The sequence below is a fragment of the Thiomicrospira cyclica ALM1 genome (assembly GCF_000214825.1).
In the GTDB taxonomy this organism is placed as follows: Bacteria; Pseudomonadota; Gammaproteobacteria; order Thiomicrospirales; family Thiomicrospiraceae; genus Thiomicrospira; species Thiomicrospira cyclica.
Genome location: NC_015581.1, coordinates 24,311 through 42,507, shown reverse-complemented (window position 1 = coordinate 42,507; position 18,197 = coordinate 24,311). Strand labels below are relative to the sequence as shown.

Here is an 18,197-nt window from a genome sequence, read left to right as displayed (position 1 = left end):
TGTTGCTTCTAATCGAAGATAAAACCAGCTTCGGACTTTCCATCATGCCCAATTTACTCAAACGTCTTTTATTATTGGCTAGCACCAGCACTCTAGCCTTAATAACCGCCTGCGGTGGGGGCGGGGGCGGCGGCAATAATGTACGCCCGGATGCTGAGGATGATTTATTAGCACGCATTATACCGTCAGCAGAAGAACTAGGCGTTATTGACAGCAGTAGCGATAACGGAACTAAAACATTTTTTTCCGCACCCATCAACCCTGTGCCAACTTCAGGCGATTTCTTTTCCTCTCAACAACTTCGGCTCGACATGAACCAGTGGTATAAAAATGATTGGGACGGTCGAGGTCAAACCATTGCGGTGCTAGATACAGGTATCTCGCCAGATGACAATGAAACAATCAGTTATCACCTAGTTGCTCAAGCAAACCTGAGACACGCTATTCAACAAGGTCGTATCATTAAAACAAATGGTGACTCGCTGCGTCTCGGAACACATGGTCATAATGTTGCTCAACTGGCCGCCGGTCAATTAGGCATTGCAATTAATGCCAATATTGCTCATGGGGTTATTACCGACACAGCGGGTTCTGCTAACCGCGCCTCCTTGTTCAAGGGAATTGAATGGGCTACCGATTTAAACACTACAGCACTAAACATGGCCCTTATCAACTTGTCTTTTACCTATGGTGGACTAACGATAGCCAAAGATGAAGTGCGAAATAATCGACTCTCGCTGGCCGAGCGTGAAATCAGACGAATCAGTAACACTGCTATTGAGCAAAATATCGCTATTGTGCATGCAGCAGGAAATGATTCCAATGAAAACTTATCAGAAAAAAATAATTAACGAGCCCAGCTTTGTGGACGCTAGTGCCCATCGTCTTGGCCAACAACTTATTATTGTCGGCTCAACAACTGACAATTTAACTTTGCAATCATCAAGCTTTCCAGGCGCAGACTCGAACATTCAAAACCGTTTTATCGTCGGCCCAGGTGTCAGCCAAATTGACAAGAAGACCTTTGCGGGCACATCAGCTCAATCACTTACAATCTCAACACAACCAACTGGGCTTTAATCAATTTGCCCAATCGCAACAACTCAATCTGCTTATTAGGGCTGTACGAAGGCAATAATGGCTGGCAGGCCAGCGTGGCGCAATCTAACCAAACCCATCAGCAGGCCTGCTTAGTGGCGCGTCAACAAGGTCAGTGGCAAGTCGGTGGTTATCAAACCCATGGAGATAGTTTATTAAATTGGGTAGGATTACAAGAGCGCTCGCAATACGGTGCTTTTGCCATTTGGCAACCTGCTGTTACCCAAAACTGGCTTAGCCTAGGCTATAACTGGCAACAAGGCCAAGAAGATGGCACACAACTGCTCACCCATGTTACCGAAACCCATAGCACCCAATGGGCAAGCCTGCATAATCCGACACGCTGGCTCGGGTTTCAGGCGCAGCTGGACTTGTTTCAACAACAACGCCAGCTCGACTTCACCGCCAATATTGCCGAATCCATTGGCGATGGACGCTTGCGCTTTGGCCAACAGCGCCTAAGCAGCGGGTTTCAAAACCAAGGCGTCAGCCTACAATTACAGCATCCCAACTGGCAAATCAGCTGGCTGCAGGACCGCTTTGACCAGGCCTGGTTAGTTCGCTATCGACAGAATTTCTAATCCTGTGAGAGCAGACCTCGCCACTCTCACCCTTTTTGCACGCTTTTGCGTTAAAATACAAAACTTTTCTTTGAATCCCTTTTTGACACCAATTGATACCAAGTGATGGATAGCTTATGACCCGTGTAGAACGCATTGCCCAATTAAAACAACTTCTTACCGAACGGGTCGTCGTCCTCGACGGTGCAATGGGTACGATGATTCAGGGCCTGCAACTCACTGAAGACGATTTTCGTGGCGAGCTATTTGCCGACTATCACATGGATATCAAAGGCAATAACGATATTTTGGTGATGACTAAGCCAGAGGTCATTCGCGACATCCACCTGGGCTTTTTGCGCCAAGGCGTCGATATTCTCGAGACCAACTCGTTTAACGCCACCACCATCGCCCAAGCCGATTACGATATGCAAGACCAGGTGCGCGCGATTAATATTTGCGCTGCCAAAGTAGCCCGTGAAGCTTGTGATATTGCCGCAGCGGAAGACGGCAAACCCCGTTTTGTAGCTGGCGTGCTTGGCCCAACCAATCGTACCGCGTCGATTTCACCGGATGTCAATGATCCTGGCTTTCGAAATACCAGTTTTGATGAGCTGGTTGGCGCTTATGTGCAGGCCACTGAAGCCCTATTAGAAGGCGGCGCGGATGTCATTTTAATTGAAACCATTTTCGACACCCTCAACGCGAAAGCCGCGATATTTGCGGTCAAACAGGTTGAAGATGCGCTGGGTGAAGAGTTGCCGATTATGATTTCTGGCACCATCACCGACGCTTCCGGTCGTACTTTATCCGGTCAAACCACCGAAGCTTTTTATAATGCGATACGTCACGCCAAGCCTTTATCCGTTGGCCTGAACTGTGCGCTCGGCCCCAAAGAATTACGCCCTTATGTTGAAGAGCTCAGCCGCATTGCCGAATGTTATGTGTCGGTGCATCCGAATGCCGGCCTGCCGAATGAGTTTGGCGAATACGATGAAACCCCTGAGCAAATGGCGGCTGAAGTGCAAACTTGGGCGCAAGCCGGTTGGTTAAACATTATCGGCGGTTGCTGTGGCACCACACCGGATCATGTTGAAGCGATGGCCAAAGCCGCGCTCGCCCATCCGCAACGCATCATACCAACCATTAAAAAAGCCTGTCGTTTGTCTGGCTTAGAGCCGATGACGATTGATGACACCACCTTGTTTGTCAATGTTGGTGAGCGTAACAACGTCACCGGTTCGGCACTGTTTAAACGCTTGATTATCGAAGATAACTACGAACAAGCCGTTGAAATCGCGGTTAAGCAGGTGAATGACGGCGCACAGATTATTGATGTGAACATGGACGAAGGCATGTTGGATGCCAAAGCCTGTATGTCGCGCTTTTTAAATATGATGGCGGGTGAGCCGGATGCCGCGCGGGTACCGGTGATGATTGACTCGTCGAAATGGGAAGCGATTGAAGCCGGGCTCAAATGTATCCAAGGCAAGGGCATTGTGAATTCGATTTCACTAAAAGAGGGCGAAGAAAACTTCCTCGCCCAAGCCAAACTCATTCAACGTTATGGCGCGGCGACCATTGTGATGGCTTTTGATGAGGACGGTCAGGCCGATACCTTTGCACGCAAAAAAGAAATCTGTCAGCGTTCGTATGATTTGTTAGTGGCGAATGGTTTCCCCCCAGAAGACATTATTTTCGACCCTAACATTTTTGCGGTCGCTACTGGTATTGAAGAGCACAACAACTACGCGGTCGATTTTATTGAAGCCACCGGTTGGATAAAACAAAATCTGCCTTACGCCATGATTTCTGGCGGCGTGTCGAACGTATCCTTTTCCTTCCGTGGCAATAATCCGGTACGTGAAGCGATTCACTCGGTATTTTTGTATTACGCGATTCAGCAAGGCATGGACATGGGGATTGTTAACGCTGGTCAAATGGCGATTTATGACGATCTCGACCCTGAGCTGAAACAAGCGGTTGAAGACGTTATTTTGAACAAAGACCCTGAGGCCGCCGACCGTTTGTTGGAAGTGGCGGAAAAGTTCCGTGGCGATGGCTCGGTGCAAGGCAAAGAATCCGATATCAAATGGCGCGAAGCCAGCGTTGAAAAACGGCTCGAACACGCACTGGTGAAAGGGATTACCGACTTTATTGAAGACGATACCGAAGAAGCCCGCACCACGCTTGGCTCGCCGCTGCAAGTGATTGAAGGGCCGTTAATGGACGGCATGAATGTGGTCGGCGATTTATTTGGCGCGGGTAAAATGTTTTTGCCGCAGGTGGTCAAATCCGCCCGGGTGATGAAACGTGCGGTGGCCTATTTACAGCCGTTTTTAGAAGCGGAAAAATCCTCTGGTCAAGCCAAGGGCAAGATTGTGATGGCGACGGTGAAAGGCGATGTGCATGACATCGGCAAAAACATCGTCGGCGTGGTGTTGCAGTGTAATAACTTTGAGGTGATTGACCTTGGGGTGATGGTGCCGGCGGAAAAAATCCTCGACACCGCCCTGCGTGAAGGTGCGAACGTGATTGGCCTGTCTGGGTTGATTACGCCGTCGTTAGAAGAGATGGTGCATGTGGCGAAAGAAATGCAACGTCGCGGCATGAGCATTCCACTGTTAATTGGCGGTGCAACCACCTCGAAAGCCCATACCGCGGTGAAAATCGAACCGCAATATGAGCATCCGGTGGTCTATGTCAAAGATGCCTCGCGCGCGGTGGGTGTCGCGCAGAGTTTGATTTCTAACGACCTCAAAGTCGATTTTGCCATCAAAATTCGCGAAGAATATGTGCAGTTGCGTGAAGAGCGCAAGGCGCGCGCGCAACAAGTGAAACGGGTGCCACTGAATAAAGCCCGTGACAATGCTATCCCGATTGATTGGAGCGACTACACACCACCAAAACCCAAATTCTTGGGCAAAAAAGTGTTCGATAACATTGACTTAGCCGACCTAATGCCACGGATTGACTGGTCGCCGTTTTTCCAGTCCTGGGATTTGCACGGCCTCTATCCGCGTATTTTAGATGACAAGGTGGTCGGCGAAGAAGCGAAAAAAGTGTTTGCCGATGCCCAAGCCATGCTAAAGCAAATCATCGACGAAAAATGGCTCACGGCCCGCGCCGTTATTGGCTTTTATCCGGCCAATGCCGTGGGCGATGATATTGAGCTTTACACCGATGACAAGCGTGCCACGCTGTTAACCCGCTTGCACAACCTGCGTCAACAGGCCGAGAAAAAACCCGGTCAGTATAACCAGTGTTTAAGTGACTATATTGCGCCTAAAGATGTGAAGGAACAACCAGGCCTGGTGATCCCGGATTATATTGGCGCCTTTGCAGTGACTGCGGGGATTGGCATTGATGAACATATTGCTCGGTTTGAAGCGGCGCATGATGACTACAACTCGATTATGGTTAAGGCACTGGCAGACCGTTTGGCCGAAGCCTTAGCCGAGCATATGCACGAATTGGTACGGAAAGAGTTTTGGGGTTATGCCGCAGATGAAGCACTCACCAATGAAGAACTTATTAAAGAAAAATATCAAGGCATTCGCCCAGCACCAGGCTATCCCGCCAACCCAGAACACACCGAAAAAGGTACACTTTGGGAATTGTTACAACCGGATAGCGAAATTGGGTTAGAACTCACATCAAGTTACGCAATGACGCCAACCGCGGCGGTATCGGGTTGGTATTTTGCCCATCCAAAAAGTAAATACTTTGGTGTCGGCTCCATAGGTCGTGATCAAGCCGAAGATTATGCGCACCGTAAAGGCTGGAGCATTGCCGAAGCCGAAAAATGGCTCGCCCCCATCTTGGGTTACGATCCGGAAGATTTTAACTAGCCCTTCACATGTCACAACGCAATCATTTAACCAGCATCAAATTTGGCTATGGCCTGCGCGATTTCGTGCAAAAAGAAGGCTATAACCGCCAACACCTGACCAAAGACATTGTGGCCGGCGTCACGGTGGGCATTTTGGCTATTCCGGTATCAATGGCACTGGCAACGGGTATCGGCATCTCGCCGATTTATGGTTTATATACAGCGATCGTCGCAGGTTTTGTTACCGCACTGTTAGGCGGTTCGCGCTTTAGTGTCGCCGGCCCCACCGCGTCTCTGGTTATCCTGCTTATACCGGTTACCGAAACCTATGGTTTATTGGGCGTTATTACGGTGTCCCTGCTAACCGGTCTGCTGTTAATGATGATGGCTTATTATCGTTTTGGACGCTGGATTGAGTATATTCCCGAAACCATCACCCTCGGCTTCACCACCGGCATTGCGGCGGTAATTATTCTGCTGCAAATCAACTTTTTCTTTGGTTTGGATTTAAGCAATTTACCCAGTAATTTTCTGGAACGCCTCAGCATCATGCTACAGAGCCTAGTCACTCAGATGCATTGGCAATCAGCAGTTATTGGTGGCTTTACGCTCGCGTTTATGACGCTTTGGTTAAAAATTGGCTTTAAATTTCCTGGCCACTTACCAGGCCTGGTAGCCGCGAGTATTCTGACTTTTTTTTGGAACCAGCAGGGCGCTGAGGTCATTACCGTTGGTCAGCTGTTTGGTGAAATCCCCCATCACTTTCCGATATTTCAGGGCTTATTGATGGCTGAACAGCTCGGCGATATGTCAATGCGTGAGCTATGGGATATGCTCAAATTTTTACTGCCGATCGCTTTTGCGCTGTCGATCTTAATTGCTATGGAATCCTTATTTTGTGCCGCCGTATTAGACAGCAAAGCGGGCACACGCCATTCACCCAATAGCGAATTGCTCGGCCAAGGCTTTGGCAATATCGCCTCCGCCTTATTTGGCGGCTTTGCATCCAGTGGTGCGATTGCCCGCTCTATTACCAACTTGCGCGCCGGTGCGGTATCGCCTGTGGCTGCCATTGTGCACGCGATTATCGTACTCTTTGCTATTTTCTTCTTAGCAGGCCTGCTGGTACATCTGCCCTTGCCCGCCATGTCAGCGTTATTGATTTTAGTCGCCTGGCGTATGAGTGAGTTCCCACGCGCCATTGAACTGGTACGCAATTCCGAGCGCGGTGATAAGTTGGTGTATTTAGCTTGCTTTGGCGTCATTATTTTAGTCGATATTGTTTATGCCGTTATTGTCGGCATGGTACTCGCTTCAATTTTATTCATTAAAGAAATCGCCGAAATGACCAAATTACAAAATATTGGTGAAAGTAAACGTTACAAAGCCGAGAATCTGCCAGCTAACTGGTCGATTTACCGGATTCAGGGGCCGTTATTTTTTGCCGCCGCCGACCGCATCTTTGGTGAGTTAGCGACTCATCTGCCACAGCAACAAGGCATAGTCATTCAAATGGATGCGGTGACTATTCTGGATTCCGGTGGACTTTCCGCACTCCGCCGCTTTATTAATAGTGCCCAGGTTCAAGGCGTTGAAATTTATTTAAGTGAATTACAATTCCAACCGTTACGCACCCTGGCGCGCTACGGACTGGATAAATTTGGTGCCCATTTTCAATTATTTGCAAACTTGGATGATGCGCAATTGGCGGCCAGTAAGCTTGCAATAACCCAAACAGAAACTGACCACACGGGGTCTTCTCTACCCCTTACACAATAAATTATTTTTATACCCTACAAAAATCCTCATGCTTTAGTAATACTAGGCATTGAGGCAAAATACTATAAAAATAGTTTATGGAGTAGCATCATGGAAATATCAATATGGAACGGCTACGTCGCAGGGTTTGCGATTGGTATGTTTGTGATTTTGCACTTTTGGTTATTGGGCAAGCCAGCCGGCTGTTCAACCGGTTATGGCAATCTTTGTGGGCTCGCGTTTCCCAAGGTCAAATTTTTTCGGATTGGCGAATATAGCAATTTAAATAACAGCAAACTCTGGTTTCTGATTGGTATTCCGCTAGGTGGTTTAGTCTCGGCACTCAGCTCGATAGATAGCTGGCATTTAAGTTTTGATATGGGACTGTATGAGCAGGTGTTACCGCAAACCTATTCTGCAAAAGCTATTTGGTTAATTTTTGGCGGCATGCTGTTAGGTTTTGGTGCTCGCCTAGCGGGTGCTTGTACCACCGGACACGCCTTAGTGGGCGGAGCCATGCTAAACCCAGCGAGCTTAATTGCAGGTGCGGTATTTTTTACCAGCGCTTTGATTACCACTCATCTTTTATTTGGATTTTAAATCATGTGGCAATTTCTCAAAAATCCTAATTTCTTAGCCTTGGGCATGGGGGCGTTGTTTGGCTTTTTAATGAGTCGTGCCGGCGCAACCACCTATGACTTTCATGTCAAAATGTTTATGTTTGAAGATATGCAACTTATGAAGGTCATTGTCACGGCCGTCGTTGTCGCCATGCTAGGCGTTTACCTACTCAAACGCTTTAATATTCGCTCCGTTACCACCAAAACACCAGTGGACTTTGTTAAAAAGCCCTATCAACAAGGCTTAATTTTAGGCGCCATGTTGTTTGGTGTCGGTTGGGGCATGACCGCCGCCTGCCCAGGCACTATTCCAGCGATGATGGCGGAAGGAAAAATCGGCGCACTGTTTACCTTTCTAGGGCTCATATTGGGTACTTTGGCCTATGGCATTCTAAAAACCTATCTGTTGCATGCCAAAGAAAGCCCATAGCGGTGCGACAGCTTCAACAATAAGCAGGCCTGGTTAATTCACGTTAGCTAGGTCACTGTTTTTGCAACATAATCTCAAGCCAAGCCAAAATTACAGTATAATGCGATTTTTTTAATGTTTCACTGTAAGGCTTATCATGTCCACCGATCATATCCGTAATATCGCCATTATCGCCCACGTTGACCACGGCAAAACCACCCTTGTTGACAAACTCCTACGCCAGTCTGGCACCCTTGACGAACGCAAAGATCAAGGCGAACGCGTCATGGACTCGAACGATCAAGAAAAAGAGCGCGGCATCACTATCTTGTCTAAAAACACGGCAGTAGATTGGAACGGATATCGTATCAATATCGTTGATACACCAGGTCACGCGGATTTTGGTGGTGAAGTAGAACGTATTCTATCGATGGTGGATTCGGTATTATTGTTGGTTGATGCGGTTGAAGGCCCGATGCCACAAACCCGTTTCGTAACCCAGAAAGCCCTGCAACAAGGCTTAAAGCCGATTGTTGTTGTTAACAAGGTTGACCGTGACGCGGCACGTCCTGACTGGGTTGTAGACCAGACCTTTGACTTGTTCGATCGTCTTGGTGCCACCGATGAACAAATGGACTTCCCTATTTTGTTTGCATCAGGGTTCAATGGGTACGCCGGTTATGATGCTGATGTACGTTCTGGTGACATGAACCCCATTTTTGAAACTATTGTTGAAAAAGTGCCGGCACCTGATGTCGATCTAGGCGGTCCCTTCCAGTTGCAATGTATTTCACTCGCTTATGACACCTACAAAGGCGTTATTGGTACTGGCCGTATTAAACGCGGTGCCGTGCAATCTGGTATGTCAGTTGCGGTAGTCGATAAAGATGGTAAGAAACGTAATGCCAAAATTGCTGAGCTGTTTGGCTTTAAAGGTCTTGACCGCGTCAATATTTCTGAAGCGCATGCGGGTGACATCGTCGCGTTTAGTGGCCTTGATCCATTAAATATCTCAGACACGCTTTGTGATCCAAACCACCCAGAAGCCTTGCCAGCGCTAACCGTAGACCAACCTACAGTGAGTATGACTTTCCAAGTTAACACGTCTCCTTTTGTTGGCCAGGAAGGTAAGTTACTAACCTCCCGTCAAATCCGTGAGCGTTTAGATAAAGAGTTGCTCACCAACGTAGCACTAAGAGTTGAGGACACCGAAGATGCCAATAAATTCCGCGTATCTGGCCGAGGAGAATTGCATCTTTCGGTATTGATCGAAAACATGCGCCGCGAAGGTTTTGAATTAGGGGTATCCCGCCCGGAAGTTATCTTCCGTGAAATTGATGGCGAAGTGTGTGAACCCTATGAAACCCTTACCGTAGATGTGCCTGAAGAAAACCAAGGCACTGTTATGGAGCAGCTGGGTATGCGTAAAGCAATCATGTCAGACATGATTCCAGATGGCCAAGGTCGTGTGCGTATCGACTTCACCATTCCGTCACGTGGCTTGATTGGCTATCGCAGTGAATTTTTGACCGCAACACAAGGCAATGGTCTGATTTTTAGCAGCTTTTCACATTATGGCGCCAAATTTATTGGTAGCGTTGGCGAACGTACTCGTGGTGTATTGATTGCGATGAGTACCGGCAAAGCGCTTGGATTTGCTTTGTTTAACTTACAAGAGCGTGGCCGGCTATTTATTGGGCACGGCGATGAAGTATACGAAGGTCAAATCATCGGATTGCATAGCCGAGAAAATGATTTAACTGTTAACCCACTTAAAGGTAAGCAATTAACTAATATGCGTGCCTCTGGTACAGATGAAGCGATTGTCCTTACACCTCCAGTGCGTTTTACCTTAGAACAAGCGCTTGAGTTTATTGATGACGACGAATTGGTAGAGGTCACACCACTCTCCGTGCGTATTCGTAAAAAATATCTCACAGAAAACGATCGTAAGCGTCACAGCCGTAGCAAATCTGACTAACAAAGAATATGAGCTTACGACGGCTCTACCCGCCCATTGAACCTTATCAACAGACATCGCTGTCTGTTGGTGACGGGCACCAGATTTACTATGAGCAATCTGGCAATCCGCAAGGCAAGCCGGTTTTGTTTGTCCACGGTGGTCCTGGCGGCGGTTGCTCGCCCGTCCATCGTCAATTTTTTGATCCCTCGAGTTATCGGATTATCTTATTTGATCAGCGGGGCTCGGGACGGTCGACTCCCCATGCCAGTCTAGCGCACAACACGACCCACCATCTCATTGCGGATATGGACGCTTTGCGTCAACACCTAGGCATTGAACAATGGGTGTTATTTGGCGGCTCTTGGGGCTCGACCTTATCACTGGCTTACGCACAGACTTATCCACAGCATGTACTGGGTTTCATTCTGCGTGGTATCTTCCTATGTCGCAATGAAGACACCCATTGGTTTTACCAACAAGGCGCAAATGCGTTATTCCCAGACTACTGGCAAGACTTTCTTGCACCGATTCCATCAGACCAGCATAACTCACTAATTTCCGCATATTATCAACAACTTACCGGTAATGACGAGTTAGCAAGAATGCGCGCAGCAGAAGCTTGGTCTGTCTGGGAGGGGCGCACCTCAACACTGGTCAGCAACCCAGATATTGTGGCTCACTTTGCCGACCCACACCATGCGCTAGCCATGGCACGCATTGAGTGCCACTACTTTATGCACAAGTCGTTTTTGCGTAAAAATCAACTCCTAGACGATGTTTACAAATTACCTAATGTTCCTGCGTTTTTAATTCATGGACGCTATGACGTGGTGTGTCCCATCGCCCAAGCCTATGCTTTACACCAGGCCTGGCCACAGGCTGAGCTAGTCATCTGCCCACAAAGCGGCCACTCTGCTTTTGAGCCTGAAATAACTCACGCATTAATCACCGCAACAGATAATTTGCGCTAAAAGCTCTTTATTAAAATTTAACCTTTTTAACTAAAAAAAAAATTGAATTCATGACATCATTAAACGGCAATTATTTTGCTATAGCCATGTCCTGGTAGAATTTTTGAAAAATGAAAGAAACCGTGTAGAATCCTTTTAAATTAAAGCCGAAAGGAACTTTACATTGAGTGCGCCTAATATTGAGTCATTTGAAACACTTGACTCCCTTAAGTCTTTGTTAGGAAATGAATTAAAGCCAATATTGGTAAGCTATTGCTATCAAACTCCAAGAACGCTGACTAAGCTCAAACGGGCCGTTAAGACTGGAGATCTTGAAAAAATTCAAAATTTGGCACATTTACTAAAAGGCAGTAGTTCGAATCTAGGTTTTGTAAAGTTTTCTAATGACTGCAATCAGCTTGAACAGGCCGCCAAAAATCAAGCCGATTTCATTGAACTGGAAGCGTTAAATAGTCAACTGATAAAAGACGAAGAATCAATCAACGCACGTATAGAAGAATTTATAATAGAAAATTTTTAGTGATTTACATAACAGGTTGAGGCATATGCAATATCAGGTTCAGGATGATGAAGCGCAACGCGCGAAAAATCCTCATCATATTTATAATCTAAACATCATATTGGTGCATTTATTTTTGTCCTTGTCGATATTAAAAACCACCGGCAATATGCTGATGTTTATTTTGGTACCCCTGGTTTCGATCGCGGTATTAAGTTTTATTCGCTATAAAGCCTATCAAAAAATGCGCGATGACACTTGGTTTGTTAGTGCCCATTGGATGCTGGCATGGCGCCGTGGTCGTTTACTCATTATCAGCTATGCCACAGCTATTTTTGTTGTCTCAATTTATCTGCTTCTAGACTGGATAACGCCTAGCGGCATGACAATGAACAATTTCGCTGAAGACGGTAGCTCGACGCCTATTTTTCAGATCATCACGATGTTCTTTGGAGGTGCGATTGTATTTTTTACCGTTTTAATTACCTTCCTCCAAACCGGTATTTCGGTCTATGACGCAGGCAAAGGAGTTGTGGATAAAAAAATGGCTAACTTTGTACCGCGTAGCGAAACTGCGAATACCGAATTAGGGGAATATAACGATCGTGATCCAGGTCAAAAAAAACCCGATGATAACGAGCAAAAATAGGTCTACGCACCCATGATCAACTGGCTAAAAAACCTCCGCCCGGTCACTTGGGTCATTATTATCTCGGTGGCAATGTTTTTGATATTGCTTAATATCGTTCCGCAAGGGCGTGACTACGATCCCGCTATCTTACCCTGGAATGCTACCGTTAATGAACTGGGCCAGGTGAATGCCCTTGGAATCACCTTGAACGAATCGACGCTTCGTGAGGTTAGCCAACTTTATGGTCGAGATATCGAAGTGAAATTATTTGAACTGCCGAGTGGCAAGCGTTCGGCAGAAGCCTATCTGCACTCGGCCTATGTGGGCACGATTCATACCGCACTGGTCGCAAAACTCAATTTAACCCCAGAACAGCTTGACACCTATTTTGCTCGCGGTGCTCGTATTACCGTATCAAAACAGGGCGCGCGTGAAGTTTTACTTAACAGCCAAGACACCTTAGATTTATTTAATTATCCAATTGGTGAAATCAACATGGTACCGCGCCGTCGTCTAACCGCCGAAGCGATTGAAAAACGCTTTGGCGAGCCAGCGGCGATTCGCACCGATGAGGATGGTATTGCCTATTGGTATTTTCCAGAAAAAGGATTGGAGCTGTTGTTGCTTGAGGGCAGTAATGACATATTACGTTTTAAACCGACCCCAGCTAATAGCTAAAACTGGTAGCTGATTACCGCTAAGCTAGGGTGGTTAATAAACGCGTTACAACTTAATAACGACCTAACTCTAATACCTTCGTAGCGAGTTTTTCCATGCTCACCCCATCAAACTTAACCGCGGTCACTGTCACATAATACTCGTTATTGCGTCCGCCTGAACAAGGCGGCATATAGGCACCGGCAATATCCCAGCTTGGATTACGATGCGGCTCAATTAAGAAGAAGCCTTTCGGTAACTCAAAGCTGTGACCCGGTACATGCTCGACCCAAATATTATCACCCGGCTCGTTTAACGCATAACCAAAACGACCATGGCCACCGTTATCCATTGGTTCAAAGCTACGATCACTGTACTCGAACATAATCAAGTTCGTGTCGGCAGGAATATCACTGAGCATTAAAGCTGGTGAGCGTGGACCTTCGCCACCAAATTTTTGACACTGCATACCTGCCGGAATTTTTTGTCCATCCCAAGTCGGATCGCCCAACTCTACCGTAAACGCCTGAGCAGATAAGCTGGTTGTTACACCCAAGCTCAAGGCCAATAAACCTGTTTTAATCGCTTTCATCCGAGTATCTCCCAAAATAATTATGTGATTTTCAGCAACTGCCAGGCAAGCTGAAAGTCTATTGAAGACTTCAAACACCGCACTGTGCATTTATCTTACGCTTTTTAGGTCAAAATCGGGTATCCTTGGCACTCTTTTCATCGCGGTTTGGTTTGCATGCACTTCAGATCGCTTCAATTATAGGTCTTAAGTATGACATTTGATCAACTCGCTTTGCATCCAGCCTTAGTACAAGCTATTGCGGATGAAGGTTACACCCAACCCACCGCGATTCAACAAGCCGCCATTCCGTTAGTGTTGGCTGGCGAGGACCTCATGGCCGCCGCCCAAACCGGTACCGGTAAAACCGCTGGCTTTACTCTGCCGCTGCTCCATCGCTTACAAAGCGGTGATGCCGCCAAGCCCAATCAAGTGCGCGCCCTCATTTTAACGCCTACTCGTGAACTGGCGGCCCAGGTCCATGAAAGCGTGGTCAACTATGGCCAGCATTTACCTTTGCGCGCTGGCGTGGTCTTTGGTGGCGTAAGTATTAATCCACAAATGATGAAGTTACGTCGTGGACTGGATGTATTGGTCGCGACGCCGGGGCGTTTATTAGACTTGCATCAGCAAAATGCGGTTAAATTTGATCAGCTTGAAGTGTTGGTACTAGATGAAGCCGATCGGATGCTCGACATGGGCTTTATCCACGATTTAAAACGTATCGCCAAGCTATTGCCCAAAAAACGTCAAACCCTGATGTTTTCGGCGACCTTTTCTGACTCAATTAAGCAATTAGCCCAACAGTTTTTAAACGCACCGAAACAAGTTTCAGTTACCCCGCCTAACACCACCACGGAGTTAGTGTTACAAACCGTGATTCCAGTGGATAAAGCCAGAAAAACCGAGTTACTGATTCATTTAGTCGCCTCGCAAAACTGGCAACAGGTCCTAGCCTTCTCAAAAACCAAACACGGCGCCAATCGTATTTGTGAAAAACTGATCAGTGCGGGCATTCCAGCCGCTGCCTTACACGGTAATAAAAGCCAGGGCGCTCGTACCAAAGCATTAGCCGACTTTAAAGCCAATAAAATTCGCGTACTGGTCGCCACCGATATTGCCGCACGTGGCATTGATATCGACCTATTACCCCATGTGATTAATATTGATTTGCCAAATGTGGCTGAAGACTATGTGCACCGTATCGGTCGTACCGGTCGTGCCGGCTCAAAAGGTGAGGCCTTGTCGTTGGTGAGTGCTGATGAAGTCGAATTATTAGCCGCGATTGAACACTTAACGGGCAAGCTGTTACCACGTCGGTTTGAGGATGGTTTTGAACCGAATCACTCTGTGCCTGAAACCTCTTTGGATCGCAAACCAAGACGATCCAAACCTGCCGCCAGCAGCAGGCCTGCTAATGGTCGCACGGGTGCCGGCAAACCTGGCGGTCGAGGTGGACGTTCTGGTAGTCAAGGCAACAAAGGCAGTGACTCGGCTTCGGCCACCAAAGCACCCGCCAAACGCGGGCGTTGGCCAAGTCGCTAATCCGCCGCTCGCAACGAACGGTCTGTTATAAAATACCGGCCGTTACTGTCCCGTAAAGAGGTCGAGCAGATTATTGTGCCGCAACACCTCGCGACTATCAATAAACCAACGCGGGGCCAGCAATGGTCCATCAACCTCAACCGGTAGTTTGGCGCCTTCTAAAAAGCCAAGCGGAGTTGGAGGTTTCCTATAATCCAAAACCAGTTGTCCCCGCATTAGGCTTGTTGGTAAATGAACTTGTGCACGACCGCTGATGTCAAAATTGGTTGAGGCCAGCTTAACCGGCCGTACCGTCATAACACCATCGACTATTCGACCGCTCACCGTGAGCTGCTCAAATACCGTGGTATCGCCAGCTTGCGGAATTTGTGCCATCAGCAAGCGATTTAAATCCAAACCGCGATAGGTGCCGTCAAACAACTGTAATTCAAACTCGCCTTGCGCATTATATTTAAGCGCCTGCTCATTAGAGCCGGCCGTCTGCAAGCGCCCCTCGCCCCCTAGCTTGCCGGATAAGTCTTTATAATCGACCATCGCGCTTAACCAATCACCCAGTGCCACATCTTGCCAGCGCCATTTGAGTGCAAATGCGGGCGTTTCGCCCGTTACATCAATTTGCATATCACCCGCCCAGTAGCCTTGATATAAATCCAAGCGTAATGGGTTTAGATTTACGACACCAGCCTCGCCTTGCAAGCTGGCATAAATTGCATGGTAATCGGCACCCCAAAGAGTGAGTTGCGCTAAATTAAGCTCGCCTTGAAGCGGAGTTTGTCGCAAGGTCGTTACCGGCACCGCAATAGGTAAATAGGTTTCGCCCTCGCGCAAGGTCGAATGGGCTCGATAAAAATCCATACTCAATTGGTCGATATCCAAACCAACCTGGAGATGAATTTGATCTTTAAACGCAATCTGACCCCTTATCTGGGTTTGATCGAGTGTTAACGGGCTCATGGCTAGTGACCAGTCCTGAGCCGAGCCCTGCGTGGCAACCTCACCACTTACCTGCGTAAACGCATCAGCGGCCACAAAATTTGGCCAATGAGCGCCGAACACCTCAGTCAATTCACGCGGATTAAAGTTAATCAGTTGTGCGCTGAGGTCCCAATGAAACTCTGACTGCCAGCTAAACGCAGCTTGCGCCGTCATAACGTTTTCCGCTTGATGGTCTTGTTGCCAAATAAGTTCTCGCCAACTTAGCGTCTGAGCATCAAGGTCATACACCAAAGGATTAATCTGCATCTGCTGTAGCTTGCTCGCCAAATAAAATTGCATCTCGACCAACCAGGCCTGGTTATGCTGTTGGCTAATACCGGCGCTACCCTGCCACTGCGTTATTTCGGCGATGGATTGCTCTTGGCCGAGCACACCCCAACGTAAGCCACTGACCTGCCAATTAATACCCACAGGATTGGCTTGTTGCTGACGCACCAAATCACCCAGTGACAATTTGATGGTCACCGATTCAATATCCGCTTGCCACCAATAATCTTGCCACTCACCCTGCAAAGTCAGCTGTTCGGCCTGCATCGCAAATGGCCATTTTTGTGCACGTATGTCACCGTTAAACTCCGCCTCAATGCCGAATTTTTGCTGTAATTCATTAGCGATTAACGGCTGATACTTATTAAAGTCAATCAAATGCAAGGCAATATAAAACGCGGCCACTACAAACACTATCAAGGTCGCGACCATTATCGCAATGGCTTTTAACCATCGGACAACTGGGTGACGCGATGGCCTTGCTTTCGGTGTCGGCGACTCAGATGATGAAGATGTTGCGTCTGCTACGGACATAGCCTACTCCTTGCCTTAGTGAAACCCATCTAAACCCATTGGGCCAATAAACTGTTCAAATAACGGTTGCCTTGTTCGGTGAGATTTAACCTGCGAGCTGTAATAGCTACGTCTGCCGGTGATAGAGTTAACCACCCCTCTTGCGCCAACTGGTTGAGTTGCGCCTCCCAATGATCCGCCACTAAACCAGTACGCTCGCTGATCAATGACAGATCAAACCCTTGCTGTAATCTTAACCCATTTAGCATAAATTCAAACAGGCGTTCTTCCGGTTCAACTTGCCACCAGCGTCCCAGTTGCTTTGGGTCTTGCATCGCCAGGCCTGCTTGCTGTGCTTGTTCGACATCGCGAATAAAACTCCCTGGCGAACTTGGCATCTGCGAACGCCAAATGGTTTGCTCATTCACAAAGGTGAGCTTTCCATGCGCTCCCGCCCCCAAACCCAAATAGTCACCATATTGCCAATAATTCAGGTTATGTTGGCAGGCCTGTTGCGGCTTGGCATAGGCCGATACTTCATAATGCTGATAACCGGCACCAGCCAACTTGGCTTGACAGGCTTCTTGCATGTCCCAGCAATAATCCTCGTCCGGCAAAGGCGGTGGTTGGCGATAAAAGGGAGTGTTGGGTTCTAAGGTTAATTGATAGTGTGAAATATGCCCCGTGTCAGCCGCTAAGGCCTGATCCAAATCATCGAGGGCTTGGGCGAGGGTTTGATGAGGCAAGCCATACATTAAATCGAGATTAATCCGCTCAAAACCGACCGACTTCGCTGTCTCAATCGCCGACCAGGCCTGCTGCTCGTCGTGAATACGACCCAGCGCCACCAGGTGCTCTGGGTTAAAACTTTGAATGCCGATGGATAAACGATTAACACCCGCCGCAAAAAACGCTGCAAACTTCGCTTGATCAACCGTACCCGGATTAGCCTCAAGGGTGATTTCACAACCAGCGGTCAGTGGCAAAAGTTGGCGAATCTGAGCCATTAAGTGCGTAAAGCCTTGCGCCGACATTAAACTCGGTGTACCGCCACCAAAAAAAATCGACTGGATGGGGCGTCCCCATATCAGTGGCAAGCTGGCGGTTAACTGGGCAATCACCGCGTCTAAATAAAGCCGCTCTTGTGCGACCAAGTCTGTTTTCGCTTGGTGGGAATTAAAATCGCAATAGGGACACTTTTGCACACACCAGGGATAATGAATATACAGACTTAACGGGATATGTGGGCTAAAAACCCATGCACCTGAAGCAGCGATTGGGTAGTCTGCCACGCTATCCATGACGAC

Annotated in this window: 16 protein-coding genes; 13 read left to right on the top strand and 3 right to left on the bottom strand. The window is 47.8% G+C overall.

From position 1 onward, the window contains the following. The first annotated feature begins 44 nt into the window (after window positions 1–44). The 12 genes from THICY_RS00210 (at window position 45) to THICY_RS00155 (ending at window position 13,019) form a co-directional block, all read left to right on the top strand. Window positions 45–851 carry a S8 family serine peptidase gene (locus THICY_RS00210; protein WP_013834605.1) on the top strand — a complete coding sequence of 269 codons (807 nt, stop codon included), beginning with the start codon at window positions 45–47 and terminating at the stop codon, window positions 849–851. Beyond that, a complete protein-coding gene (locus THICY_RS00205) occupies window positions 823–1,080 on the top strand; it encodes a hypothetical protein (RefSeq protein WP_013834604.1) in 258 nt (85 codons plus the stop codon). Before THICY_RS00210 ends, THICY_RS00205 begins: the two co-directional genes overlap by 29 nt. A gap of 5 nt (window positions 1,081–1,085) precedes the next feature. Further along, window positions 1,086–1,679 (top strand): hypothetical protein, encoded by a 594-nt coding sequence (locus THICY_RS00200; RefSeq protein ID WP_041435223.1) that lies wholly within the window; start codon window positions 1,086–1,088, stop codon window positions 1,677–1,679. 116 nt (window positions 1,680–1,795) lie between these two features. Beyond that, window positions 1,796–5,509, top strand: coding sequence for a methionine synthase (gene metH / locus THICY_RS00195; RefSeq protein WP_013834602.1), 3,714 nt, complete (start codon window positions 1,796–1,798; stop codon window positions 5,507–5,509). A gap of 8 nt (window positions 5,510–5,517) precedes the next feature. Next, window positions 5,518–7,269 (top strand): C4-dicarboxylic acid transporter DauA, encoded by a 1,752-nt coding sequence (gene dauA, locus THICY_RS00190; RefSeq protein WP_013834601.1) that lies wholly within the window; start codon window positions 5,518–5,520, stop codon window positions 7,267–7,269. Window positions 7,270–7,359: 90 nt separating this feature from the next. Beyond that, on the top strand, window positions 7,360–7,848 hold the full coding sequence (locus THICY_RS00185) for a YeeE/YedE family protein (RefSeq protein ID WP_013834600.1): 489 nt from the start codon (window positions 7,360–7,362) through the stop codon (window positions 7,846–7,848). 3 nt (window positions 7,849–7,851) lie between these two features. Beyond that, a complete protein-coding gene (locus tag THICY_RS00180; protein ID WP_013834599.1) occupies window positions 7,852–8,298 on the top strand; it encodes a DUF6691 family protein in 447 nt (148 codons plus the stop codon). A 136-nt stretch (window positions 8,299–8,434) separates the two neighbouring features. Beyond that, window positions 8,435–10,258 carry a translational GTPase TypA gene (gene typA / locus THICY_RS00175; protein WP_013834598.1) on the top strand — a complete coding sequence of 608 codons (1,824 nt, stop codon included), beginning with the start codon at window positions 8,435–8,437 and terminating at the stop codon, window positions 10,256–10,258. A gap of 8 nt (window positions 10,259–10,266) precedes the next feature. Next, on the top strand, window positions 10,267–11,211 hold the full coding sequence (gene pip / locus THICY_RS00170) for a prolyl aminopeptidase (protein WP_013834597.1): 945 nt from the start codon (window positions 10,267–10,269) through the stop codon (window positions 11,209–11,211). Between the two features lie 163 nt (window positions 11,212–11,374). Then, window positions 11,375–11,731, top strand: a complete 357-nt coding sequence (locus THICY_RS00165) for an Hpt domain-containing protein (protein WP_013834596.1) — start codon at window positions 11,375–11,377, stop codon at window positions 11,729–11,731. 25 nt (window positions 11,732–11,756) lie between these two features. Next, on the top strand, window positions 11,757–12,359 hold the full coding sequence (locus tag THICY_RS00160) for a hypothetical protein (RefSeq protein ID WP_013834595.1): 603 nt from the start codon (window positions 11,757–11,759) through the stop codon (window positions 12,357–12,359). Window positions 12,360–12,371: 12 nt separating this feature from the next. Then, window positions 12,372–13,019 carry a hypothetical protein gene (locus THICY_RS00155; protein ID WP_013834594.1) on the top strand — a complete coding sequence of 216 codons (648 nt, stop codon included), beginning with the start codon at window positions 12,372–12,374 and terminating at the stop codon, window positions 13,017–13,019. A 52-nt stretch (window positions 13,020–13,071) separates the two neighbouring features. On the opposite strand, the gene THICY_RS00150 is transcribed toward THICY_RS00155, so the two are convergent. Next, on the bottom strand, window positions 13,072–13,590 hold the full coding sequence (locus tag THICY_RS00150) for a hypothetical protein (RefSeq protein ID WP_013834593.1): 519 nt from the start codon (window positions 13,588–13,590) through the stop codon (window positions 13,072–13,074). A 192-nt stretch (window positions 13,591–13,782) separates the two neighbouring features. On the opposite strand from THICY_RS00150, the gene THICY_RS00145 reads away from it, so the two are divergent. After that, window positions 13,783–15,114 carry a DEAD/DEAH box helicase gene (locus tag THICY_RS00145; protein WP_013834592.1) on the top strand — a complete coding sequence of 444 codons (1,332 nt, stop codon included), beginning with the start codon at window positions 13,783–13,785 and terminating at the stop codon, window positions 15,112–15,114. A gap of 42 nt (window positions 15,115–15,156) precedes the next feature. Here THICY_RS00145 and THICY_RS00140 read toward each other — a convergent pair whose 3' ends face one another. Together THICY_RS00140 and hemW are read right to left on the bottom strand one after the other, a co-directional pair. Next, entirely contained in the window at window positions 15,157–16,911 is a 1,755-nt protein-coding gene (locus THICY_RS00140; RefSeq protein ID WP_013834591.1) for an AsmA family protein, read from the bottom strand. A 29-nt stretch (window positions 16,912–16,940) separates the two neighbouring features. Beyond that, window positions 16,941–18,191 carry a radical SAM family heme chaperone HemW gene (hemW, locus tag THICY_RS00135; RefSeq protein ID WP_013834590.1) on the bottom strand — a complete coding sequence of 417 codons (1,251 nt, stop codon included), beginning with the start codon at window positions 18,189–18,191 and terminating at the stop codon, window positions 16,941–16,943. Window positions 18,192–18,197: the final 6 nt, after the last annotated feature.